The 22,335-nt window shown below is 44.8% G+C and carries 23 protein-coding genes and 1 tRNA gene; 10 read left to right on the top strand and 14 right to left on the bottom strand.

Translation table 11 applies throughout. The annotated features are described in order from the left end of the window. Positions 1–20: 20 nt before the first annotated feature. The 3 genes from arsA to DEF30_RS05590 are packed head-to-tail and all read right to left on the bottom strand — an operon-like array spanning position 21 to position 2,508. A complete protein-coding gene (gene arsA / locus DEF30_RS05600) occupies positions 21–1,763 on the bottom strand; it encodes an arsenical pump-driving ATPase (RefSeq protein ID WP_294097310.1) in 1,743 nt (580 codons plus the stop codon). Between the two features lie 9 nt (positions 1,764–1,772). Beyond that, positions 1,773–2,129, bottom strand: coding sequence for an arsenite efflux transporter metallochaperone ArsD (gene arsD / locus DEF30_RS05595; RefSeq protein ID WP_294097309.1), 357 nt, complete (start codon positions 2,127–2,129; stop codon positions 1,773–1,775). A gap of 1 nt (position 2,130) precedes the next feature. Next, positions 2,131–2,508 carry a metalloregulator ArsR/SmtB family transcription factor gene (locus DEF30_RS05590; protein WP_294097307.1) on the bottom strand — a complete coding sequence of 126 codons (378 nt, stop codon included), beginning with the start codon at positions 2,506–2,508 and terminating at the stop codon, positions 2,131–2,133. A gap of 166 nt (positions 2,509–2,674) precedes the next feature. Between DEF30_RS05590 and DEF30_RS05585 the strand changes: the two genes are divergently transcribed. Further along, positions 2,675–2,750: transfer RNA gene (locus DEF30_RS05585), tRNA-Pro, on the top strand. Positions 2,751–2,872: 122 nt separating this feature from the next. Here the strand turns inward: DEF30_RS05585 and zupT are convergent. Then, positions 2,873–3,718 (bottom strand): zinc transporter ZupT, encoded by an 846-nt coding sequence (gene zupT, locus DEF30_RS05580; RefSeq protein WP_294097305.1) that lies wholly within the window; start codon positions 3,716–3,718, stop codon positions 2,873–2,875. A 122-nt stretch (positions 3,719–3,840) separates the two neighbouring features. Continuing rightward, entirely contained in the window at positions 3,841–4,722 is an 882-nt protein-coding gene (locus DEF30_RS05575; protein WP_294097303.1) for a helix-turn-helix domain-containing protein, read from the bottom strand. Between the two features lie 212 nt (positions 4,723–4,934). Here DEF30_RS05575 and DEF30_RS05570 point away from each other — a divergent pair, with 212 nt between their 5' ends. The 9 genes from DEF30_RS05570 to DEF30_RS05530 all read left to right on the top strand — a co-directional run bounded on the left by DEF30_RS05570 (position 4,935) and on the right by DEF30_RS05530 (position 13,382). Continuing rightward, entirely contained in the window at positions 4,935–5,585 is a 651-nt protein-coding gene (locus DEF30_RS05570) for a B12-binding domain-containing protein (RefSeq protein WP_294097301.1), read from the top strand. Beyond that, positions 5,582–6,742: an ABC transporter permease gene (locus DEF30_RS05565; protein ID WP_294097298.1), complete on the top strand. Its 1,161-nt coding sequence runs from the start codon at positions 5,582–5,584 to the stop codon at positions 6,740–6,742. The genes DEF30_RS05570 and DEF30_RS05565 overlap by 4 nt, the downstream gene beginning before the upstream one ends. After that, complete coding sequence (locus tag DEF30_RS05560) at positions 6,735–7,418, top strand: ABC transporter ATP-binding protein (protein ID WP_294097296.1); 684 nt, start codon at positions 6,735–6,737, stop codon at positions 7,416–7,418. The genes DEF30_RS05565 and DEF30_RS05560 overlap by 8 nt, the downstream gene beginning before the upstream one ends. Positions 7,419–7,443: 25 nt before the next feature. Continuing rightward, a complete protein-coding gene (locus tag DEF30_RS05555; RefSeq protein ID WP_294097294.1) occupies positions 7,444–8,823 on the top strand; it encodes a deoxyribodipyrimidine photo-lyase in 1,380 nt (459 codons plus the stop codon). Continuing rightward, positions 8,816–9,502 (top strand): hypothetical protein, encoded by a 687-nt coding sequence (locus DEF30_RS05550; protein ID WP_294097292.1) that lies wholly within the window; start codon positions 8,816–8,818, stop codon positions 9,500–9,502. Before DEF30_RS05555 ends, DEF30_RS05550 begins: the two co-directional genes overlap by 8 nt. Before the next feature lie 76 nt (positions 9,503–9,578). Further along, a complete protein-coding gene (locus DEF30_RS05545) occupies positions 9,579–9,983 on the top strand; it encodes a DUF2177 family protein (protein WP_294097290.1) in 405 nt (134 codons plus the stop codon). A gap of 20 nt (positions 9,984–10,003) precedes the next feature. Continuing rightward, positions 10,004–11,803, top strand: a complete 1,800-nt coding sequence (locus DEF30_RS05540) for a DegV family protein (protein ID WP_294097288.1) — start codon at positions 10,004–10,006, stop codon at positions 11,801–11,803. Beyond that, a complete protein-coding gene (locus DEF30_RS05535) occupies positions 11,800–12,576 on the top strand; it encodes a DUF1295 domain-containing protein (RefSeq protein ID WP_294097286.1) in 777 nt (258 codons plus the stop codon). Before DEF30_RS05540 ends, DEF30_RS05535 begins: the two co-directional genes overlap by 4 nt. 131 nt (positions 12,577–12,707) lie before the next feature. Further along, positions 12,708–13,382, top strand: a complete 675-nt coding sequence (locus DEF30_RS05530; protein WP_294097284.1) for a TraX family protein — start codon at positions 12,708–12,710, stop codon at positions 13,380–13,382. 58 nt (positions 13,383–13,440) lie between these two features. Here the strand turns inward: DEF30_RS05530 and DEF30_RS05525 are convergent, their stop codons facing one another. The 9 genes from DEF30_RS05525 to DEF30_RS05485 form a co-directional block, all read right to left on the bottom strand. Next, entirely contained in the window at positions 13,441–14,058 is a 618-nt protein-coding gene (locus tag DEF30_RS05525; protein ID WP_031574823.1) for a TetR/AcrR family transcriptional regulator, read from the bottom strand. Positions 14,059–14,174: 116 nt separating this feature from the next. Then, positions 14,175–14,993, bottom strand: coding sequence for an alpha/beta hydrolase (locus tag DEF30_RS05520; RefSeq protein WP_294097279.1), 819 nt, complete (start codon positions 14,991–14,993; stop codon positions 14,175–14,177). Between the two features lie 8 nt (positions 14,994–15,001). After that, on the bottom strand, positions 15,002–16,315 hold the full coding sequence (locus tag DEF30_RS05515; protein ID WP_294097277.1) for an acetyl-CoA hydrolase/transferase C-terminal domain-containing protein: 1,314 nt from the start codon (positions 16,313–16,315) through the stop codon (positions 15,002–15,004). A 185-nt stretch (positions 16,316–16,500) separates the two neighbouring features. Beyond that, a complete protein-coding gene (locus tag DEF30_RS05510) occupies positions 16,501–17,769 on the bottom strand; it encodes an ABC transporter substrate-binding protein (protein WP_294097275.1) in 1,269 nt (422 codons plus the stop codon). Between the two features lie 140 nt (positions 17,770–17,909). Next, a complete protein-coding gene (locus DEF30_RS05505) occupies positions 17,910–18,635 on the bottom strand; it encodes an ABC transporter ATP-binding protein (protein ID WP_294097273.1) in 726 nt (241 codons plus the stop codon). A 1-nt stretch (position 18,636) separates the two neighbouring features. Then, positions 18,637–19,428 carry an ABC transporter ATP-binding protein gene (locus tag DEF30_RS05500; RefSeq protein WP_294097271.1) on the bottom strand — a complete coding sequence of 264 codons (792 nt, stop codon included), beginning with the start codon at positions 19,426–19,428 and terminating at the stop codon, positions 18,637–18,639. Then, on the bottom strand, positions 19,421–20,428 hold the full coding sequence (locus DEF30_RS05495; protein WP_294097269.1) for a branched-chain amino acid ABC transporter permease: 1,008 nt from the start codon (positions 20,426–20,428) through the stop codon (positions 19,421–19,423). The genes DEF30_RS05500 and DEF30_RS05495 overlap by 8 nt, the downstream gene beginning before the upstream one ends. A gap of 10 nt (positions 20,429–20,438) precedes the next feature. Then, entirely contained in the window at positions 20,439–21,314 is an 876-nt protein-coding gene (locus DEF30_RS05490) for a branched-chain amino acid ABC transporter permease (protein WP_294097267.1), read from the bottom strand. After that, on the bottom strand, positions 21,315–22,334 hold the full coding sequence (locus DEF30_RS05485; RefSeq protein WP_294097266.1) for a 3-oxoacyl-ACP synthase: 1,020 nt from the start codon (positions 22,332–22,334) through the stop codon (positions 21,315–21,317). It lies immediately after the preceding gene. Between the last annotated feature and the right edge of the window lies 1 nt (position 22,335).

The following is a 22,335-nucleotide window of genomic DNA, read 5'->3' as shown; positions in this document are numbered from 1 at the left end:
AGCAAAGTTCAATGAAGTTTCTAAGGAATCAGACTTAAGAGCGATTCTCCCTTTAGTTCCTCTTTACTCCATGGAATCATCACAAAACGTCCTTCCATCTCTTCGTAGACCCGATTGGCCCATTTACGCTCTTCTTTCTGTTTCTCTCGGACAAAAAGGGAGTGATCAGAGAGCTGCTCTAGCGTCTGATTGAGAATCCAGCTGTCCACATGAATTCCTGCTCTAATGAGGTCTTCCTTCAACCTCTTCGCTTCATAAAATGGAGTGGGTTCAGGAAGTGATACAATGAACACTTTGGTCTCTTTCTTATTTCTAAGTCTGGGCAGAAGTGTTCTTACCGCTTCCGGAATTTCTCCCTGGCTTCTCTCTACTTCTTTATGGTAACTCTCTGTGCTGTCCAAAAGGAGCAAAGTATGCCCCGTTGGTGCTGTGTCAATAATCAGAAGCTCTTCTCCGCTTCCATGAACAATCTCTGCAAACTTCCTGAAAATGGCAATCTCCTGGGTACAGGGACTTCGAAGGTCTTCTTCTATATAAGCAAGATCTTCTTTTGAAGCTCCCTCCGCTTTTTTCAGGACCTCTTCTTTATATCGCCTAAGCTCTTCTTCTTCATCGATAAAGGAAACCTTCAAGTTCTCCGATGCATCAACCGTTTCCGTCAGATGATTCGCTGGATCTGTTGTTGTCAGATGCACTTTCACTCCATTTTTTGCAAAATACATCGCCATAGCCGAAGCTACAGTTGTCTTTCCAACTCCTCCTTTCCCCATGGTAAAGAGAACTCTGGTGCCGTCTTTTCGGATCTCTTCCAGCAGCAGCTGAAAATCCATGGAAGAATGAGCTTCATGTTCTTCGTTCACATACCTTCCTGAAGTGCTTGTAAGCATTCTTCTGATGTTTTCCACTGAATCCATAGCATAAGACCTTAGGGGAATATAGAAAGTTTCCATATTCTCAAGTTCTTCTGGTTTCTCATGCCAAGCGTGCTCCTGCTTCAGCTTCATCATCTCCAGGACACCTTCTGGACGTTCCTCTGTGATGAGCCCATTGACGAGAAGAAGCTGATTTCTGACGCCAAGCTCCTTCAGTTCTTTCGATGCTCGGGAAGCCTCCAGAAGTGGTGCTCTGTCCGGTCTTGTGACCAGCACCATCCTTGTCTTTTTCTTGTCCTTTAATACTTCTACCGCTCCTTTATAGACCTCCCTGCTTTCTGTGAGCCCTGACAGCTGCCCTAAACAGGATGCCCCTGAGGTGTTTTGGTCCAGAAAACTGGTCCAGGCAGAGGGCAGCTCCAGCATTCTTAACGTATGACCCGTTGGTGCTGTATCAAACAGAATGTGATCAAACTCTTCCTGGATCGTTTTATCTGCCAGAAGCGTGGTGAACTCATTGAATGCAGCCACTTCCACAGTGCAGGATCCAGAAAGCTGCTCCTCCATGTTCTGGATAGCAACGTCTGGCAAGATGCCCCGGTAAGGAGCTACTACAGATTCCTTGTACCTTTCAGCAGATACAATCGGATCAAGATTCATCAGGTACAGATTTTTCACACTCTCCACTTCTGTCTTCTCATTGGAAGCTTTGAGCTCAAAAAGATCCTGAAGATTTGAGGCGGGATCCGTACTTACCAGAAGAACCTTCTTTCCAATCTCAGCCAAAGCCACTGCTGAAGCCGAAGCTGCAGAAGTTTTGCCGACTCCCCCCTTGCCTGTGAAAAAAACATACTGATAGGATTGCAGGTCTTTCGGATTGTATACTCTCATAACGGCACCCTATAGGGTCAGCAGCTTGTCATTGCTGCCTTCAAGGTCTTCTTTTTGAACTCCAGTCCATGTGGAAAGCTCCTCAGTGCTTGGATACTGGCCTGTCTTCACAATCTCTCCATTCAATAGTGTAACAGGAAGCACGCCCATTCCTTTTTCCTTCATAAGCTGCGTCAAAGCTGTATTCTTCGCAAACTCCATGGGATGCATAGATAGATTGTAGCGTCTTGCTCCAAATCCTTTTTTATTCAGCCCCCTTATAACGGTGGTGATTCTTAGAAGCTCCGGATCCACCGAAGGACCACAGACGCCAGATTCACAGCACAATGCTTTTTCATAGATTTTGATTTCGCAGTTTTCATTCATATTAAACAATCCTCTCTTCATTCATAAACAGCAGCACATTTTCTTTCAGAGACTCACAATTATAGTTTTTCACTCTATACTCTTGAAGTCTCTTCCGATCCTCCTCATAAAGCTTTTCCTCTTTCAAAGATTCAATCATAGAGGTTATAAACGGATAGGCGTTCAACGTCTCCCTTTTCAGCCTGTAGTAACTGTACTTGGCGTCCTTCCTGAAATCTGTCACAAGGGCTTCATTCAGCTTCGCCAAGTGCCTGGAAACATTGGACTGGCTCATGGAAAGGATCCCTTCCAGTTCGCAGGCACATAGTTCCCCTTCTGACAAAAGATGTAATATTCTCAACCGGTTTTGGTCTCCCAAAGCCTTTGTGATCTTTAACACATCCAGATTCTTTCGCCTCCTTCATATTATCATATTCAATTATAATCATATGACATTGCTCCAAAGATTACAATACCTCGCAATGATTACCACAAATTTCTCTTGGGGATTCCGTCACAATCCCTTGAATGTTTTTCTACCTTAGGCTATAATTAGTAATGTTCATCGGGGTGTAGCGCAGATGGTAGCGTGCTAGACTGGGGGTCTAGAGGTCGCAAGTTCAAGTCTTGTCACTCCGACCATAAGAGCTTTTTCCATAGCATTTGGAGAAAGCTCTTTTTTCTTTCGATATAGAGGAGCTACTGAATAAAAAGAACCGGATGCCTTCATTTGAAATGAAGAAATCCGGTTCTTTCTCTAAAAACTAGGCTCCCCCAAACATCACAAGGCTTGCTGCCATGACCATCATGCCAGAGATGAGTCCATAAATGGCAATATGGTGTTCTCCATATTTCTCAGCTGTGGGCAAAAGCTCATCAAGAGAAATATAAACCATGATCCCTGCCACAATGGCAAAGATAATACCAAACATGGATTCCGAAAGGTAATTCCGCAGCAGGAAATAACCAATGATGGCCCCCACCGGCTCAGAGAGTCCTGATAAAAAGGAATACTTGAACGCCCGTCTTCTGCTGCCTGTGGCATGATAGATGGGCACAGAAACTGCAATCCCTTCTGGGATGTTATGGATGGCAATGGCCACGGCAATACTGATTCCCATGGCCGGGTCTTCCAGGGCACCAATGAATGTGGCGAGCCCTTCCGGAAAATTATGGGTGGCAATGGCCAAAGCCGAAAACATCCCCATTCTCATAAGGCTATGGTTTTCTCTGGCTTTCTTCGCCTCTTCGAGATCTTCAATATCCCTCATCTCGTGGGGATTCTCCGCCTTTGGCACCAGTTTGTCTATGAGGGCGATGATAAAGATTCCCCCGAAAAATGCCACAGTAGTATACAGATACCCTTTCTCAGATCCGTGAACTGCCTGCAGAGAATCTTTCGCTTTTACGAAAATCTCAATCATGGAGACATAGATCATGACTCCTGCAGAAAAACCAAGAGCAGCGGACAAGAATTTTTTGTTGGTCTGTTTTGTATAAAAGGCCATAAGGCTTCCTACACCCGTTGCAAGACCTGCAAATACCGTGAGCATAAAAGCAAACAGTATACTGCTTACGTCATATTCCACATAGATCACCTCATTTTTCATATGCTTTTTATCTAGTGTAGCAAAAGAAGCCCTGCTTTTATAGTCAAATAACCTAAAAAAGGCAGATTCCTCCGTTTATTGAGGGGTCTGCCTTTTAATCTTTTTTTATAGTTGTTTTTGCCTTATATTCTCTTCAGATTTCTTTCCACTTCTTCCACGCTCTGACAGTATACATCCGCCCCCGTTTCTGTAGCCACATTCCCTACATTGAGAAAAGCTCTTCCTCCAATAATAATGGTGGGGGTCTTGGTCCCAAACTTCTGTTTGATGACATCAATGAGAAGCTTCGCTGAATCAATGTGATAGGGCATGGTGACGGAAAGTATGATGGCATAAGGCTTTTTGTCCTTAATCGCCTGGACAATATTATCCGTGGGAATCATATTCCCAAGATACATGACATTGTGTCCATTGGACTCGAGAATATCTCCTACCATTTTCAATCCGATATGATGCTGCTCCGCTCCTGGCGTCAGAAGTAGAATCGGTCTTTCTCCGTCCCCTTCCTGGAACTTTCTTCTTTTCACCAGCGCCATATTCTCCAGGGAGATCTCTGAAATAAAATGCTCTTTCCAGATGGGCATTTCTCCCTTTTCCCAGAGCTCCCCTGTTTCTTTCAGTGAACGCTCGATGTAATCATGATAAATCACTTTGGATGGAACACCTTTCTTCAGCAGATGGAGAAGAATCTTCCGCACCATCTTCTTATCCCCTTCCAGAAGGCTTTTCATATAAAGCTCATAGGGATAATCTTTGGAATCCTCTGCTTCTTTGTTCTCCGCTTCTTTTCTCACATACTGATCATCTCTGCCTAAAAGATAATCTACAGATACTTTGTAGAGATCGGCAATCTCCGATACTTTAGAAAGATCTGGAACTCTTGTGCCATTCTCGTAGTTCGCAATGGTGGTCTGTCCGATGCCCAAAGCAGATGCGGCATCCTTCTGGGTCATACCATATTTTTTTCTCAATTCTTTAATACGGGATGAAAACTCTTTGCTCATGCTTTATGGTACACCGAAACCCTTGTGTACCAACCCTCCTTTCACTTTGTTCCAACACACAATACGTGTTAATTATTGTTTTCTTACTTATTTAAATACATTAAATCACGTTTTGTGATAGACTGCAAGTTATTCAATTCAATTGTTTGCAATATTTCATTACGTGGTATATTATTGTTGTAAGAAATAACTAATTGAACAAGAGGTGTGTTATGAATCAGCATTTAGAAGAATTTACCCAACTGCTGGAACAAGAAAACAGAAATGAAGCCCTTACATATATCCTGTCCCTTCTAAAACAGGGAACGTACAGTCTTATGGAAGTCTATGAAGAAATCCTTGCTCCATCCTTAAATACAATGAAGAGTACAGGAAACGAAGAGCAGGATATTTGGAAAGAACACGTCAGGACCTCCATCATCCGCACCATTGTGGAAAACTGCTTCCCTTATGTGATGAAGGAGCGGGAAGAAAAATACGGTGTCACCAGTCCTAAAACGGTGGCTGTGGTTTGTCCTCAGGACGAACATCACGAACTGGGTGCAAGAATGATCACAGACTACTTCACCATGCTTGGCTACAACGCAGTCTTTGTGGGCAGCAATACCCCGAAAGAAGTCTTCGTGGCAGGACTGAAATCCCAAAAACTGGACTACATCGCTTTAAGCATCACCAATCCGTATCACTTGGTTTCTGCAAGAAACACCATCGCAAAGATCCGGGAAGCAAGTAAAGAGACCAAAATCATCGCAGGCGGCTACGCCATCTCAAAACTTGGCGAGAAGAGAGAAAGCCTCGGTGCTGACTATTATATGACAACATTCCATGACATTATTTCCATCTCTGGAGGGGACATAAAATGAAACTAGCATTTCAAATCGCAACCCGATTTTTAAAGTCCAGTAAAGGACAGACCATACTCATTGCCCTTGGTATCGCCATTGGTGTTTCGGTTCAGATTTTCATCGGTTCCCTGATTCAAGGCCTTCAGAAATCTCTGGTGGATACCACCATCGGCAACCAGCCTCAAATCACTTTAACCTCGAATAATGAAGAAAAACTCATTGCAGACTATGAAGAAATCGTGGAAAGAATTTCTGAAAATGAGGAAGAAGTCATCAACCTTTCCGTGGCTGCAGACGGTCCCGCACTGATTTCAAAAGATGAGGAGACCTACAGCATCCTTCTTCGGGGATTCAACATTGATGATGCAGACAAAATCTTCAATATCAAAGAAAGCCTTGTGGATGGAGCTCTTCCTGAAAAGGAAGGTGAAGTGCTCCTCGGTGTGGACCTCAAAGAGGAAGCCGGCATCTCCATCGGCGATAAGATTGAGCTTCTGGCAAACTTTGGAGACACTTCAACTGTTACAGTCACCGGATTCTTCAACTTAGGTGTCGCTTCTTTAAACAAGTCCTGGACCATCACAAACCTTGAAACGGCTCAGAGTATCTTCTCCTATGACGATCAGGTCACCAGCATCAACATGCAGCTGAAAGATGTCTTTTTAGCGGATACGGTGGCTGATTCCATCAAAGAGAGAGAAACCTCCGAGACCTTAATAGTAGATAACTGGAAAGCCCAGAATGAAGATCTTTTAAGCGGTCTCAACGGACAAAGCGTATCCAGCATCATGATCCAAGTCTTCGTCATGATCTCTGTGCTCCTTGGCATTGCCAGTATCCTGGCCATCACTGTGGTGCAGAAATCCAAGCAGATTGGTATATTGAAAGCCATGGGCATTAAAGATAAAGACTCCAGTCTCATTTTTCTCTTCCAGGGACTCCTCCTGGGGGTACTTGGCGCAATACTGGGTGTAGCTCTAGGCCTTCTTCTGGCCTTCACCTTCACAAAGTTTGCCCTGAATCCCGATGGAACTCCTGTAGTGCCACTATTCATCGACCCCGTCTTTATTACATTCTCTGCAGTGATTGCTGTGGCAGCTTCTGTCATTGCTGCCCTTATCCCTGCAAGAACCTCCAGCAAACTAAGTCCAATAGAGGTGATCAGAAATGCCTAATAATGTAATTGAACTGAAAAACATCAATAAAATATACGGAACTGCAGTAAAGACCCAGGTACTCTATGATTTGAACCTAGAGATCAGAGAAGGAACTTTCAACTCCATCATCGGACAATCCGGCTCCGGTAAGAGCACCCTCCTGAACATCGTGGGCACCCTGGATAAGCCCTCCAATGGAGAAGTGTATATCGGCGGAAAAAGAACGGACCAGATGAACAAGGAAGAGCTGGCGGTTCTTCGAAATGAAACCATGGGATTCATTTTCCAGTTCCACTACCTGCTCCCTGAATTCACAGCCTTTGAAAATGTTCTGATGCCTTATAAGATTCTGCATGGGAAAGTGACAAAGGAAGCGGAAAAAAGAGCCCACGAGCTGATGAACCTGGTGGGTCTTGAAAAAGTAAAGAACAATCTGGCCACCAACATGTCCGGAGGTCAGCAGCAGAGAACAGCCATTGCAAGGGCGCTCATGAACAACCCAAAGATCATCCTTGCGGATGAGCCCACGGGAAATCTCGATTCTGACACCACGGAAACCATCTATAATCTGTTAAGAGACATCAACAAGAAATTTAACACCACCTTTGTGATCATCACCCATGATCGAAGAATTGCAGAAAAAGCAGACCGTATCATCGAAATCAAAGACGGACGTATTGGTATGGACGTTTAACTATAGAAGGAAGGAAGATTGAAACATGATTCATAAGGAGCGGATAAAGCGCCTCAACGAGGTAAAAGAAACAAACGGAGACTATGTGCTGTACTGGATGCAAGCCTCACAAAGGCTTCACTACAACCCTGCATTTTTATATGCGCTTCTTGAATCAGAACGCCTTTCTCTTCCTCTTGTGGTGTATTTTGGACTCATGGACCACTTCCCTGATGCAGCACTGCGTCACTATCAGTTCATGGTGGAGGGGCTTCTGGAAGTAAAAAGAGAGCTTTCCAAAAAAGGAATCCGTTTTGTGGTGGTCCATAACTCTCCTGAGATTGGCGCTTGGAAGCTTTCTGAAAATGCCGCAGTTCTTGTGACAGACAGAGGATATCTTCGGATTGAGCGTGAGTTTAGGAGCCGGATCAAAGAAAAGGTTTCTTGTCCTTTCATCCAGGTGGAATCCAATGTGGTGGTTCCCGTGGACACGGTCTCCCAGAAAGAGGAATATGCCGCTGCAACCATCCGAAGAAAAATCGAACGGCTGCTTCCAGAATTTACGCACCCCATGAAGTTTCCGTCTTATGATTTCCCAGAATATACAGGAGCATTTCCTGTGGAAGAGATGGCCTTTGAGAACCTTGCCGAAATCCTAGCTGCCCTGGACATAGATCGGAGCGTTTTTCCAGTCTCTCACTATTTCCGTGGGGGATACTCCGAAGCTAAAAAGCACCTTCAGAGGTTCCTCCAGGAAAAATATACGAACTTTGCCTCTTTGAGAAATGATCCTGCTGTGGATGCCGCTTCGAACCTTTCTCCCTATCTTCACTTCGGGCAGATTTCCCCCTTGGAGATCTACCTTTCGCTACCTCAGGCTCCTTCAGAAAACAGAGCCTCAATGGTAGATGAACTCATTGTAAGACGGGAACTGGCCATGAACTTTGTAGAGTATAATCCGCAGTATGACACCTTTGGGTCCATCTCTTCTTTTGCAAGAGAAACACTTCTCTCCCATAAAAACGATCCACGGCCCTATCTTTACACAAAGGAAGAGCTAGAACAGGCAAAAACCCACGACCCTTACTGGAATGCTGCTCAAAGTGAAATGGTGGTAAAAGGAAAAATGCATGGCTACATGAGAATGTACTGGGGAAAGAAAGTCATCGAATGGACATCTTCACCGGAAGAAGCCTATGACATCCTTGTTTATCTTAACAACAGATACAGTCTAGATGGCCGTGATCCCAATGGCTATGCGGGCATTGCCTGGTGCTTCGGAAAGCACGACAGAGCCTGGAAAGAACGGGCGGTATTTGGAAAAGTCCGGTATATGAACGACAAAGGCCTTGAAAGAAAATTCAGTATCGGTACTTATGTGAACAATGTGGATGCACTGAAACAGGGGGAGGATTCGAATGGATAAAATCAATGTCATCGTTCATGACAAAGCACCCCTGGGCATCACAGATTGTGATTATGAACTTCATAGAACCAAACTTTCTTCAGAAGGATTAGAAGGCATTTCAATCCTTATCCTGGATAAAAACAGTGAAACTTCCCCACCCTTTGTCCTTGGTGAGGTTAAGGAGCTGGATGAAGCCTATTTTGTTCCTATATCTACTTTCGAGGATCCACTCAAGCTATGGGACCTCAAAAGAAGAATCCTTGCTTACCACTGGATGAAAAGTGTTCCACTGCCCCACCGTCAGAGCCTTTTTGAAAGCTGGTATATCCTGAAATTTCTTTGCCAGGAGCTCAAGAATGTGGACGCAAGGCAATTGGGACGGGACATTGCCGCTCTTCAGTCTGATGCAGGTATAGAGGTTCTAGAAGAGTTTCGCGGAAAGATCCTTTCTCTTCTCCAGTACCCTTCCACACCAGAAAAAATACGCGGAAGTCTTTGGAAAAACTACACCAATCAGCTGAAGAAGACCCATCACCCTCTTTCTGAGATCAAGGATCCTAAAGATGGTGTCTTTGAAGACACCTTGGTCCATGAGCTTCACCTTCTGGAAGAAGAAGCCATGAAAAAGCATATTTTCTTTGGCACATCTCCAGTCCTCTATAAGGAAAAAAAGCCTGTAATATCAAGCCAAGCTTGAAAATATAATAGATTGTTCAACCTTAGCGCCCTTGAATAAAGTACAATAATAGTAACAATAGACAGGAGGTATCATCATGCAGTTTTTGAAAGTCTATGCCCTGACCTTAGTCATCTTCTTTCTTGTGGACATTGTCTGGCTGGGAGTCATTTCCAAGAAGCTCTATAAGGAGTATCTGGGACATCTCATGGCACCAAATGTCAACTGGGCCGCAGCACTGGTCTTTTATTTTCTCTTCATTGCAGGCCTTGTTTTCTTTGTCATTATGCCTGCTATTGAAAAGGGCGATCTCATGTATGCCATTACCCTTGGTGCCTTCTTTGGACTCATCACCTACGGAACCTATGATCTTACCAATCTAGCCACATTAAAAGACTGGCCACTGAACATCACAATTATTGATCTCATCTGGGGTACTTTCTTAAATGCAGCAACCTCAGGGATCACCTACTTTGTAGCCACCAGCCTTTTAAAAATGTAACAGTCAAAGGAGAAATCTTTATGAGTATTCAGTATCTGGACAGCGAAAAACTTTACTATTCTTTTCTCTCCGGGGCCCAAGAAGTCATCCGGAACAAAAGAATCCTAAATGAAATCAATGTGTTCCCCGTCTCTGATGGAGACACAGGGAGCAATCTCGCCCACACGATGCATTCCATTCTTCAGGAAGCCCAGATCAAACCCACTGTGAAAGATACCATGAACTCCATCGCGGATGCAGCCCTTACCGGTGCCCGCGGAAACTCCGGTATCATCATGGCGCAGTACATCAACGGAATCTTCATGAGCCTTCCCAAAGAAGAATCCATCACCATGTCCGGATTCTCAGAAATGGTCAACGGTGCTGTGCCTCATGCCTATCATGCCATTGCGAACCCCGTGGAGGGTACCATCATTACGGTGATCAAAGATTGGGCTTCAGCCATTCACCGGTACAAAGACCATGCAAAAGACTTTCATGAGCTCCTTTCCTCTTCCGTCAACGATGCCATGACTTCTCTGAAGCATACCCCGGAGAAACTGAAGGTATTGGAAGACGCAAAGGTCGTGGATTCAGGAGCAAAGGGTTTTGTGTGCTTTCTGGAAGGTTTTGCATCTTTCTTAAGTACAGGACTCTTCAAATCCGATCAGAATCTTTCAAAGGAGACCATCGATTTCACAGAGTATCCTGGTCATGACCATGACGAGATTCACGAGAGATACTGCACAGAAGCACTGATTTCAGGAGAAAACCTTGATTTAGATGCACTTCGGGCGGAACTCTCCTCATTGGGCGATTCTCTCATCGTTGCAGGGAACCCCAATAAAGTGAAAATCCACATTCACACCAATTCTCCTGTGGATTTCTTCCAGAAACTGAAAACAAAAGGGACCATCCTGCAGCAGAAGGCCGACGATATGATCCGCCAGAATGAAGCAGCCTATAAGAGAAAATATCCCATCGCCCTGGTCACCGATTCCATCGCGGATCTTCCTCTATCCTATCTGGATGAGGAGCAGGTTCATATGCTGCCCTTGAACCTTGTGTTTGAAGGCACAACTTATCTGGACAAAGTCACCATGACGCCGGATGTATTTTATCCTCTTCTGGATGAAGCTTCAGAATATCCAAAATCAGCTCAGCCTAATCCGAAGACTGTGGAAGCCTTCTTAGGCAGTATTGCCGCACATTATGACGAGATCCTTGTGATCACCGTGGCAAAAGTACAGAGCGGCACCCACAACGTCTTTGAAAAAGCTGCAGAAAAGCTGAGAACTGAAGGAAAGAAAATTTATGTGGTGGACTCCAAGCAGAACTCCGCCGCCGAGGGTCTTCTTGTGATGAAGGCTTCAGAACTGATAAAAGAAGGAAAACCCTTTGAAAAGATCGTAGAAACCATTGAAGCTTTACGGGATCAGACAAAAATCCTCGTCAGCGTGAACACGCTGACGTATATGGTACGATCCGGCAGGCTCAGTAAAGTCACAGGATTTGCCGGTAAAATCATGAACCTGAAACCCGTGGTCTCTTTAGACTCGGAGGGAAAAGGCTCCATTGCCGCCAAAGCCTTCAGTGAGAAGGCAAATACTCAGAAAATCATAGATATTATGAAAAAAGACCATGAAGAAAGCGCAATCACACGCTACAGTATTGTCCACGCCAACGACGAAAAGCGGGCTTTGGCCATGAAGGCCAAATGTCAGGAGTATTTGGGATTTGAACCCCTATACATCATGAACATTTCAACCATCGTAGGCATGAGCGCCGGTGTAGGTTCTGTAGCATTATCATACATGCGCGAGAAAGGAGATCTTCTATGAATCCCTATGTAGGCACAGCATTGATGCTGCTGGTATTTTTTACATTACTTTTTATTCTTGCACAGTACCTGGAGAACAATTCCATCGTGGACAGTTTCTGGGGTCCTTCTTTTCTGCTGATTGCACTTTACACCCTGATCACCGCTGAAAACCCAGGACTTCGTCAGAATCTCTTAACCGCAGTAGTGGCCCTTTGGTCCCTCCGGCTCTTTTATTACATCACACTTCGGAACTGGAACAAGCCTGAGGATTACCGTTATGTGAATATGAGAAAAAGATGGGGCACAAAACTGCCAAGGCTGAAGGCTTACGCCAATGTATTCCTTCTTCAGGGAGTACTCTCCTATCTGGTGGGTCTTCCTCTTATCAGAGGAAACAGCTCTGATGTTTCTTCCCTGAGTCTTCTGAACTATGTGGGAATTGCCCTCTTCGCCATTGGATTTTTCTTCGAAGCCGTAGGGGATGCACAGCTGAAAAACTTCAAAAAAGATCCTGCGAATAAAGGTAAACTCATGACCACCGGACTCTGGGCTCTGACCAGGCATCCGAACTATTTTGGAGAATCTGCCATGTGGTTCGGTTTCTACCTGATTTCCTATTCAGGTCTGAAGGATCTGCCCTTTGTGTTCAGTCCCATCCTCATGACCCTTCTCCTCCTCTTTGTTTCTGGAGTGCCACTCCTGGAAAAGAAATATAAGGACAGAGAAGACTTTAAAGCCTATGCCAGAAGAACCAGCAAGTTCTTTCCCTGGTTCCCCAAAAAAGTATCCTGAATCTCTATCCAGCCATTGGTGAATAACCGATGGCTGCTTTTTTTTGATATGCTTTCAGCCAGATTGCTTTCATCACAAAGATTCTGTTTCAGTCGGCGTGAGAAACCTCTATAATATGAAGTGGAGGTGGAATGATGAAACTGCTAAATTCCATGCATTTGAAACTGATTGCCCTGATTACCATGATCATTGACCATACAGGTGCTATTTTCTTTAGTGGACAAGATCTCTATCGGATCATAGGCCGTCTCGCCTTTCCCATTTACTGTTTCCTTCTGGTGGAAGGCTTCTTTCACACAAAGAGCAGAGAAAAGTATGCAGCAAGGCTTTTCATTTTCGCCCTGATCTCAGAGCTTCCCTTTGATTATGCGTTCTTTGGCGGTTTGAATGGCAGCCATCAGAATATATTCTTCACTCTGTTTCTTGGGCTTTCGGGAATTTGGATCTCAGAAAGCTTCCGGTATAAAATCCCTCTGGTTTCTATTGCTGGTTTTGTAGGTGCCGCGGTGCTGGCAACACTTCTGAACACCGACTACACCATTCTCGGCATCCTCTATATTCTCATTTTCTACTTTGCAAGGAGCATGCCTCATGGTCTGAAAGAGATCTATATACTGCTGGCAATAGGCACTGCAACGTCTTTTCTCTCGGGCTCCATTCAGATGTACGCCATATTTGCTGTGATTCCAATCATGCTCTATAATGGCAAACCAGGCCTTGGAAGCAGACTGATCCAATACGGCTTTTATGCGGCTTATCCGGTACATCTCATGATTCTTTACCTGATACAAATTTCGATGAACTGAAGATTTCCATTAATAAAGGAGAAGGATCCATCGTGTTGATAGATCCTTCTCCTTATTTCTAGTTCTTTGATTTCTTATTGAGGAACATGCCTGCTTCCAGGATATCCATGACTTTTTCCACCACTTCATCCAGATTGTCATCCTTGTCTTCATCAAACATCACATATTTCAGTCCAATGAAGTTTGAAACCCCCATGAGGAAATAGCTGAGGATCGTGGTGTCCACATCCACGACTTCTCCTTTTTCCTGGGCTTTCACAAGACCTGTGGCATACCGTCCTGCAAAGTCCTCATAGTACTCAATAAACAGTGTCTTGTCGATGTAGAGTGACTCCCAGATGATATTGTAGACATGTTTATGGTCTCTGATATACACCAAAAACGCCTTCAGACCTATTTTTTCCGCTTCGAATCTTGTATGGCTTGGCTTGATATCCAAAGCAATGGCTTTTCTGATATCGTGGCTGTAACTTAAAAGCAGAAATTTATACAGACTGTATTTGTCCTTAAAATAAATATAGAAGGTGCCCAGAGCAATATTGGCTTCGTTGGTAATATCGATGATGGAAGTGGCATGGTAGCCCTTCTCAAAGAAAAGCTCCTCAGCCGCACGGACGATATTATCTAAAGTCTTCTGTCCTCTTTTGGTTTTTGGTAAATTTACAAACTCTTCCAAAGTATCTCCTAACTGCCAGTCTTACTCTTTTGGGTCTTTGACTGGTCTCTTCAAATTATATCATTTCGATTTTATCACAACAGGAACAATTATGAAACACTATCATTCTCAAAAGATTATAGTACTGTCATTTCTAAATCGGAAGCATTGATATAACCTAGAGTCAGCGCGGTAAAAAGTGCTGGTCTTTCATACATGGAGCCGTGTCCTGTTTTTGGCAGCATCACATAGTCAGAGTTCACAAGAAGTTTATGAAGGGCTTCCTGTTCCTCTTTCGGCGTGATGAAGTCATTCTCGCTGCTCACAATGAGTGTTCTGGTTCTGATGTCTTTCAGATCCTCTGTCACATCATGGGTCTCTGCGCTTCTTGTCAGGCGCACCATGGCGTCCATAAAGTTTTTGTCACTGAATACAGTGGCTGTAAGAAGTTTCTTCCGGTTCTCCATCCATTCCCTGTTCCGGTTGTAAAACTCAGGGGAATAAATCACAGGAATGGTAGTGAGGTAGTAATCCAGTGCATTGTCTCTACTTAAGTTCCACGCATCTCCGATGTCTTTCAGCCAAGGGCTGGTTCTGTGGGACGTATTGAACAGCACAAGTCTGTCCACCAGACCCTCATACTTTGTGATGAATCTTAGTGCAACTTCTCCACCATAGGAGATACCAAGAAGATTCACTTTATCGTAGTTCAGCTCTTTGATGAGCGCATTGAGCACTTCCACCTGGAGATCTTGGGTGTACTCTTCTACTACTTTATCAGACTGTCCCTGATCCAGAAAATCCAGAAGGATCAGTCTGTTGTTTGCACTGAAGGCATCTTTGAAGATGCCCCAGCTCTTTGTGGACATCATGATGCCATTGAGGAGAATCAGGGGTTTTCCTTCACCATGGGTTTCATAATATACGTTTTTCCCCTGAAATTCAAAAAATGCCATTTCTTCACCTACTTATCAAAAATCAGGCCCAGCTCATGTGCTTCCTTGAGGATCTCATCTCTGAAATCAGGGTGTGCAATGGCAATGAGTCTTTCGATTCTTTCTCGGACATTGGTGCCACGAAGATGAGCGATGCCATATTCTGTAACGACCATATCCACATCGTTTCTGGAAAGGGTCACAATGGCTCCTGGTTTCAGGAATGGCACAATCTTTGATTTCTCTTCTCTTTCACCAGTTACTGGATTTTTTACCATGGCTGTGGAGTAAAGGGCAATGAAGCTTCGGCCATTCTTGGCATTCTGAGCCCCAACAGCTGTGTCCGACTGTCCACCTGTACCAGAGAACTGAATATGTCCAATGGACTCTGAGCACACCTGGCCGGTGAGATCCACTTCCAAGGCGGTATTGATGGAAACCATGTTGTCATTGAGTCCGATGACCGCAGGATCATTGACATACTTTCCGTTGAGAATCATGACAGAAGGATTGTTGTTGATGAAGTCATAAAGCTTCTGATTGCCTAGAGCAAAGGTCGCCACATGCTTGCCTTTATGAAGCGTCTTCTTCTTTCCTGTCACAGCACCGCATTCAATGAGCTCCACCATGCCAGAGGTCATCATCTCCGTATGGATGCCAAGATCCTTCTTTCCCTTCAGCGCAGATGCCACGGCGTTGGGGATACCGCCGATGCCCAGCTGCAGCGTATCACCATCATGGATGAGGTCTGCAATGTACGCCCCAATTTTCAGGTCCTTCTCATTGGGTACTGTGTCTGGAAGTGAAGGCACCTTATAATCCGCTTCAATGAAATAATCAATGTCCGAATAATGAATCTCCACATCCCCAAAGGTTCTTGGATAATTGGGGTTGATCTCCAGAATCACAATCCCTGCATTCTCAATCATCTGGGATTCATAGGTATTGGAAGTGGATAGAGAGATGAATCCATGCTCATCGGGCATGGAAGCGGTACCGACAAAAATATCAGGCTTCACATGGTCCAGTCTCTTCCATCCTGCCAGATGGAGATGATTTGGTATAAACGATACATTTCCATTTTTGAATGCTCTACGCAGTGGTGGGGAGAAGAACCATCCGTCGATGTTGAATGCATCTACGTATTCTTCTTTTAGAAATTCCCCACTGGCCATGGAAAGGCAATTGGTGATGGTGACATTCTTCACTCTGTCTGCGATGGTGTGGATATTATTCATAATAAGCTGAGCTTCTCCCGCACCAAGACCTGTTACTACATTCATATCGGATTGGATCATAGCTAATGCCTGTTCCAGACTGATCACTTTTTCTTTATAGGACATAATTAGGCGCCTCCTGATTTATTTTTTTAAAAAAGGGCAGGTCTTCACCTGCCCTTTATGACCATTATGTTTTCCCTTTGATACAGGTTTCCTGTTACTAGAATAGGATATTTAAAACTTTGATGATAGGGGATTTTAAAATGTTTGCATCTTTTAGGAAATCATATCGTCTATGTGACTTTACTCTATTTTCCTAGAAGGGAATCCATGGACTGAAGTCCGTCTACTGGCACCCAACCTGGTGCATTTTCCACCAGACCAACCTTGGACAGGTTCATTTCCTGTGTACCTGCTCTCAGACCGTCTGCATAGTTGATTTCTCCACCAAATGGGTTCTTGATTGGAGCGCTTTCCAGTGCATCCATGTACTTGTCCCATGTAACGGTTCCTTCTACTCTCTTCAGACCTTCTACAAAGAAGTGTCCAGCGATCCATCCAGTCATTGCATATACGTTAGTAGCGTAGTCTGGAGCCCATTCAGCAAATGCTGCAAGGTTGTCTGCGTTTTCTACAAGGTCAACCCAGCCCAGTCCGTATACATCAAACTTGCCGTTGATTTCATTGATGACAGCTTCAGAGATGACTGGGGATACATTCACGTAGGTGGTGATGACATCTTTGTTTACGTTCTGAGCAGCCAGTTCCTTCACGATGGTAGGAATGGTTGCCTGAATTGCAGCACCGATGATGAAATCTACATTGGCATTCTTGATGGAAGTCACTGCGGAAGAAACGTCTGTTGCACCAGCAGCTACCTGCTCTGCAACGATTTCTACGCCAAGTTCCTTCGCTTTTGCCTCTACACCAGCATAAAGATCCTTACCAGCATCGTCGTTGGTGTAGATTACACCAATCTTCTTCGCTTCGAAGTCACCTACAGCTCTTGCTACCATGATCTGTCCTTCAGTCTTGTAGATTGGCTGTACAGGGAAGATTCCTCTGTCTTTGCCTTCAGCCTTGTCATTGTATAGCTGACCGATACCTGTTGCAAAATAAACTGCTGGAATTCCATATTCCTTCACGTCTTCGATGGTTGCGCCAACTACTGGTGTGCCAAAGTGTCCAACAAGAGCGAAGATCTTTTCATCTTCAACCAGTGTGGAAAGAGCAGCCTTACCCTTCACTGGATCAAATTCATCATCAATATGCTTGAATTCAATCTTTCTTCCGTTCACGCCACCTGCTTCATTGATCATCTTGAAGTAAGCTTCGATACCAGCGTTGAATGGTACACCAACAGGAGCATAGTTTCCGGATGTGGCAGCAGAGTTACCAACGACGATTCGATCATCGAATACACCCTGAGCTGGTTCTTCATCTTCTGGCTCTTCTGATGGAGTTTCGGTACCAGGTGTTTCAGTTCCTGGGGTTTCTGGGGTCTCTTCCTTTGCGCCACAAGCCGCAAAAGATGCAACTATTGCTAGGGATGCCAGCATAGCAACGATTTTTTTCATGTAGTGTTCCTCCTTAAATTACAATGATGATTCATTGTTTTAAACTTAATAATGGTAACTTGGGTTGGTATGTTGTGTTGTTTAGGTTCTGGTATGTTGTATGTTGTTTATTTAAGTACAAAAGTACCTTAAATATAAGATTAGTGTTTGCCCAGGTAGGCTTCCACAAGTTTAGGATCATTGGCAAGATCGCTGGCTTTCCCATGAGTGTTCACAAGGCCCAGCTCAATGACGTACCCGTAATCTGCAATTTTCAGTGTCTGTGCAGCATTCTGCTCCACGATGATGACGGTGGTACCCTCTTCCTTGATTTCCTTCACGATGTTCATGATATCCTGCACAATAAGTGGTGCAAGACCTAAGGAAGGCTCATCCAGAAGAAGCACTTTTGGACTGCTCATAAGAGCTCTTCCGATGGCCAGCATCTGCTGTTCTCCGCCGGATAAGGTGGAGGATACTTGGTTCTTTCTTTCCTTCAGCACTGGGAAGTATCTGTATACTCTGTCAAAATTCTTCTGAATGGTCGCTTTGTCCTTTACAGTAAAAGCACCCGCTTTCAGATTCTCTTCAACTGTAAGATCTCTAAATACCGCTCTTCCCTCAGGAGACATGGAAATACCAAGTCTTGCAATCTTTTCAGGTTCCATCTTCGTGATGTCCTGACCATAGAGCTCTATGGATCCACCTTCACTTTCGATGATTCCGGATATTTTCTTGAGCGTCGTGGTCTTTCCTGCTCCATTGGCTCCGAGAATCGCCACTACATCTCCCTCATATACCGTAAGGTCAATGCCTTTCAGTGCTTGAATGGCACCGTAGCTCACTTTGAGATTTTTGATCTGTAATGCTATTTTCTTATCACTCATACTACTCCACTCCTAAATATGCTGACTGGACAGCAGGATTTTGCTGTATCTCCTTAGGGGTGCCGATGGTCAGGAGTTTTCCGAAGTTGATGGCGCAAATGCGGTCACAGATATCCATCACAAGTCTCATATCATGTTCCACCAGAAGGATGGCACAGTTGAACTCATCTCTGATCTTCTTGATCAGTTTCGCAAGTTCCAGGGTTTCACTGTCATTAAGCCCTGCAGCAGGTTCATCCAGAATGATGAGTTTAGGCCTTGCCATAAGAGTTCTTGCCATCTCCACCTTCTTCAGGATTCCGTATGGTTGACCTCCGACAAGCATATCCTTTCTGTCGAGAATGCCTAAGTTTTCAAGGATTTTCTCAGCTTCTTCCCTGTACTGCTTCTCTTCTTTTCTCGCCTTTGGCAGTCTCAGCGCCTGAGAGAATGTATTCGCCTTGAAGTCGATATGACCTCCGATGAGCACATTGTCGATGATGCTGAGCTCTCTGATGAGCTCTACATTCTGGAAGGTTCTGACCAGTCCCAGCTTGATGATGTCATGTACAGGCTTTGTCGTCAGTTCTGTTACCTGATCGCCGTGCCCTCTAAACAGGATTTCTCCAGTATTCGGCTTATAGAACTGTGTGATGCAGTTGAACACAGTGGTCTTTCCTGCTCCATTAGGTCCAATCAGCCCGAAGATTTCTTTTTCTTTGATATCGAAAGAAAGATTGTCAACAGCTTTCAGCCCGCCAAAGGCAATGGAAAGTCCCTCGACACTCAGTACACGGTTCTCCATCTTACTCATCTTTCTTTCCTCCTTTTCTCAGTTTTCTGAAGAGTTTCTTGATGTCATAGCCAATCCCCACCAGTCCGTTCGGATAGAAGATGATGACCACGATGATCAGAAGTCCATTCAGTACGTAGGACAGATTCTCAAAATAAGGAATCTGCTTCAGGAAGAGGTCTGGTACTGCAAAGACGATGAATGCCCCAAGTACTGTTCCGTAGATGGACCTTAAACCGCCTATGATGATGATGGCCAGGAAGTCCAAGGAAAGCTTCAGGATCCAGGTGCTGGGATAGGAGAATTTAATGAAGTGCACATAGAGTACCCCTGCAATACTGGCAAATACAGTAGCCAGTGCGAATGCGATGAGTCTGTGGGTAAGAAGATTCACACCCATGGCCTGAGCCGCTGCTTCAGAACCTCTCATGGCGTTCAAAGCACGTCCAAGCTTTCCGTTCATCATGTTATAAGTAAGGATCATCACAATGACCAGAATGGCCACGATGAAGTAATACGTTGTTGTTCTGTCGAGTTCGAATACACCAAGGAGCGTTGGATAATCCGCAGATTTTCCACTGAATCCGCCAGTAAATGGCACCAGCTCTTCAAAGGTCTTTCTAAGAACCTCTGACACAGCCAAGGTTGCTATGGCCAGGTACAGTCCTTCAATCTTCAGGGAAACCAGTCCAACCAAGATGCCAAGAAGTGTTGGAATCAGGACCGCCAGGATAAATGCCGCTTCAAAAGGAAGCTCCAGGTCTATGGTCAGGTAAGCAGAGATATAGGAAGCCAGTCCCATAAATCCAGCTGTACCCAGAGAGATCAGTCCGGACCACCCCAGAAGGATATTGAGTCCAAGAGCTGCAATGGCATAAATGAGTGTCCCACCGATGGTGGTGATGTATCCATTCTTTAAGACTCCTGCTTCCGCCAGAGGTGGAACCAGAGCCAGAACAGCGCCAAAAAGAATCAGGCCTAGAATCGGATATTTCTTTAAAATGTTTTTCTCTTTCGTCATACTCTTCATCCTACACCTTCTTCACAATCTTTTTCCCGATGAGTCCATATGGTCTGAAGACAATGAACACCAGGATCAGAATATAGAGAATCTGTCCGCCCCAAACGGAGGACACATAAAACAGCAAGAGGTTTCTTACGATACCCATGATATACGCACCTATAACCGGTCCGTGGAAGGTTTGGAATCCACCAAGAACACAAGCAACCAGGGCTGTGATCTGTACTTCATCCATGAGATTCAGCGTAACTGAAGTCATTGGCGCAGTCATGACACCAGCTATGACACCCAGAACTCCCGCAACTCCCCAGGCTGCCATGGTGACATTCTTTGTAGGAACCCCCATGAGCCTTGCCACATATTCATTGGAAGCTGTGGTCCTGATGGCAAGTCCCCATTTTGTCTTCTGCAGGATATAAAACATCAGAAGCATGATGGCCAAGCCCAAAGCAATATTGAAAAGCCCATTATAGGAGATAGATGCCCCAAGAAGGGAAAGATCTCCTGATTCAATGAGTCTTGGAAGTCTCAGCGGATCCACCCCAAAGAAGATGGGTGCAAGTCCAAGGACAATCATGATGAGGCCTAGCGTAATAATCTGCTTTGCCACCGGAGACACATTTTTCGTATGTCTTAAGATCAGCACATCGATGAGAAATCCCATGAGGATAGCACTTAAGATCCCACCGATGACCGCCAGCCATAGAGGCAGTCCGAACTTATTGAAGAGGAAGGTCACCACAAAGGTATTGAACATGGCCACGGCTCCCTGAGCAAAGTTCGTGGTATAGGAGGTTCTGTAGATGATGATGATACCTAACGCAGCAAGTGCATAGATGCTTCCTGTTTCCAAACTTCTAAGAATAATTTGTATGAAAGTACTCAATTAGCTTTCACCCCATTTAATGACATTGGCAGCCCACACATAGCCGATTCCTGCTGCCACCATGCTTACAACGCTTCCGTCCTGAACCTTTCCTTCCTGGAGAGCCAGGTGCAGAGACAGAATCTGATCCACCTGTCCGATATGTCCATAATCTTCCAGATAGATGGACTGGTCTTCCCTAAGCCCCAGTTCATTCAGCATGGCCACGTGGCCGGATCTCTTCATATGAAGAATTGCCAGATAGTCAATATCCTTTCTTTCAAGATCTGATTTTCTTAATGATTCGTCGATGCACTTGTACCAGTTGGGCATCGATACCTCATTCAGTCTGTCTTTCATCTTCTTGGCATCCATGAGTCTCAGACTCTTATAAGCCTCGTCTCTGTTTTCAGGAGTGATCGGATTGCAAGTGCCTCCGATCTCCACTCCGGCAGTTCGGGCCAAAGATCCGTCTGCAATGATGTGGGATCCCAGAAGAAGGTTCTTACCATAATTTTTCTTGAGGATGATGGCACCGCCGCCAGCCCCCAGATTGAACATCATAGACATATTTTTGTCGCTGTAGTCTACAAAGTCTCCATTTCTGTATCCGCCTGCAATGAGGATGGTGTTGATGGAGTCATCGTTCATGAGCATATCCTTTGCAATCTTCATCGTAGATACAGTGGTGCAGCATCTGTTGGCAAGGTCTATGCCCCAGGCATTCACTGCGCCGATTCTGTCCTGGATATACAGCGCTGATGTCGTCAGTGGATACTCTTTCCACTCTTCTCCGACACAGAGAATCACATCAATATCCAGAGGATCGGTGCCAGTATTCTTCAGTGCATCCAGCGCTGCCAGAGCCCCCATTTCCTGTGTGCCGTCCTGTGCTCCAGGGATCGGTTTCTTTCTGATGCCAAGCTTGTCCACCACAGCCTCTTCAGACCAGACACCCATGGTTTTCTCAGAGATTTCCTTCCCCGTCATAAAGGATTCTGGAATATAAATCCCAGTTCCTACAATTCCTACATTCGTCATG

Source organism: Proteiniclasticum sp. (assembly GCF_003514505.1).
GTDB lineage: Bacteria > Bacillota > Clostridia > Clostridiales > Clostridiaceae > Proteiniclasticum.
Note: the sequence above shows the minus strand (reverse complement) of the source record. Positions and strands in the feature narration are given on the sequence as shown.

Coding starts and splice junctions, on each gene's coding strand:
- arsA (WP_294097310.1), bottom strand. CDS start 1,763: ATGAGAGTATACAATCCGAAAGACCTGCAATCCTATCAGTATGTTTTT.
- arsD (WP_294097309.1), bottom strand. CDS start 2,129: ATGAATGAAAACTGCGAAATCAAAATCTATGAAAAAGCATTGTGCTGT.
- zupT (WP_294097305.1), bottom strand. CDS start 3,718: ATGAAAAATGAGGTGATCTATGTGGAATATGACGTAAGCAGTATACTG.
- DEF30_RS05575 (WP_294097303.1), bottom strand. CDS start 4,722: ATGAGCAAAGAGTTTTCATCCCGTATTAAAGAATTGAGAAAAAAATAT.
- DEF30_RS05570 (WP_294097301.1), top strand. CDS start 4,935: ATGAATCAGCATTTAGAAGAATTTACCCAACTGCTGGAACAAGAAAAC.
- DEF30_RS05565 (WP_294097298.1), top strand. CDS start 5,582: ATGAAACTAGCATTTCAAATCGCAACCCGATTTTTAAAGTCCAGTAAA.
- DEF30_RS05560 (WP_294097296.1), top strand. CDS start 6,735: ATGCCTAATAATGTAATTGAACTGAAAAACATCAATAAAATATACGGA.
- DEF30_RS05555 (WP_294097294.1), top strand. CDS start 7,444: ATGATTCATAAGGAGCGGATAAAGCGCCTCAACGAGGTAAAAGAAACA.
- DEF30_RS05550 (WP_294097292.1), top strand. CDS start 8,816: ATGGATAAAATCAATGTCATCGTTCATGACAAAGCACCCCTGGGCATC.
- DEF30_RS05545 (WP_294097290.1), top strand. CDS start 9,579: ATGCAGTTTTTGAAAGTCTATGCCCTGACCTTAGTCATCTTCTTTCTT.
- DEF30_RS05540 (WP_294097288.1), top strand. CDS start 10,004: ATGAGTATTCAGTATCTGGACAGCGAAAAACTTTACTATTCTTTTCTC.
- DEF30_RS05535 (WP_294097286.1), top strand. CDS start 11,800: ATGAATCCCTATGTAGGCACAGCATTGATGCTGCTGGTATTTTTTACA.
- DEF30_RS05530 (WP_294097284.1), top strand. CDS start 12,708: ATGATGAAACTGCTAAATTCCATGCATTTGAAACTGATTGCCCTGATT.
- DEF30_RS05520 (WP_294097279.1), bottom strand. CDS start 14,993: ATGGCATTTTTTGAATTTCAGGGGAAAAACGTATATTATGAAACCCAT.
- DEF30_RS05515 (WP_294097277.1), bottom strand. CDS start 16,315: ATGTCCTATAAAGAAAAAGTGATCAGTCTGGAACAGGCATTAGCTATG.
- DEF30_RS05510 (WP_294097275.1), bottom strand. CDS start 17,769: ATGAAAAAAATCGTTGCTATGCTGGCATCCCTAGCAATAGTTGCATCT.
- DEF30_RS05505 (WP_294097273.1), bottom strand. CDS start 18,635: ATGAGTGATAAGAAAATAGCATTACAGATCAAAAATCTCAAAGTGAGC.
- DEF30_RS05500 (WP_294097271.1), bottom strand. CDS start 19,428: ATGAGTAAGATGGAGAACCGTGTACTGAGTGTCGAGGGACTTTCCATT.
- DEF30_RS05495 (WP_294097269.1), bottom strand. CDS start 20,428: ATGACGAAAGAGAAAAACATTTTAAAGAAATATCCGATTCTAGGCCTG.
- DEF30_RS05485 (WP_294097266.1), bottom strand. CDS start 22,334: ATGACGAATGTAGGAATTGTAGGAACTGGGATTTATATTCCAGAATCC.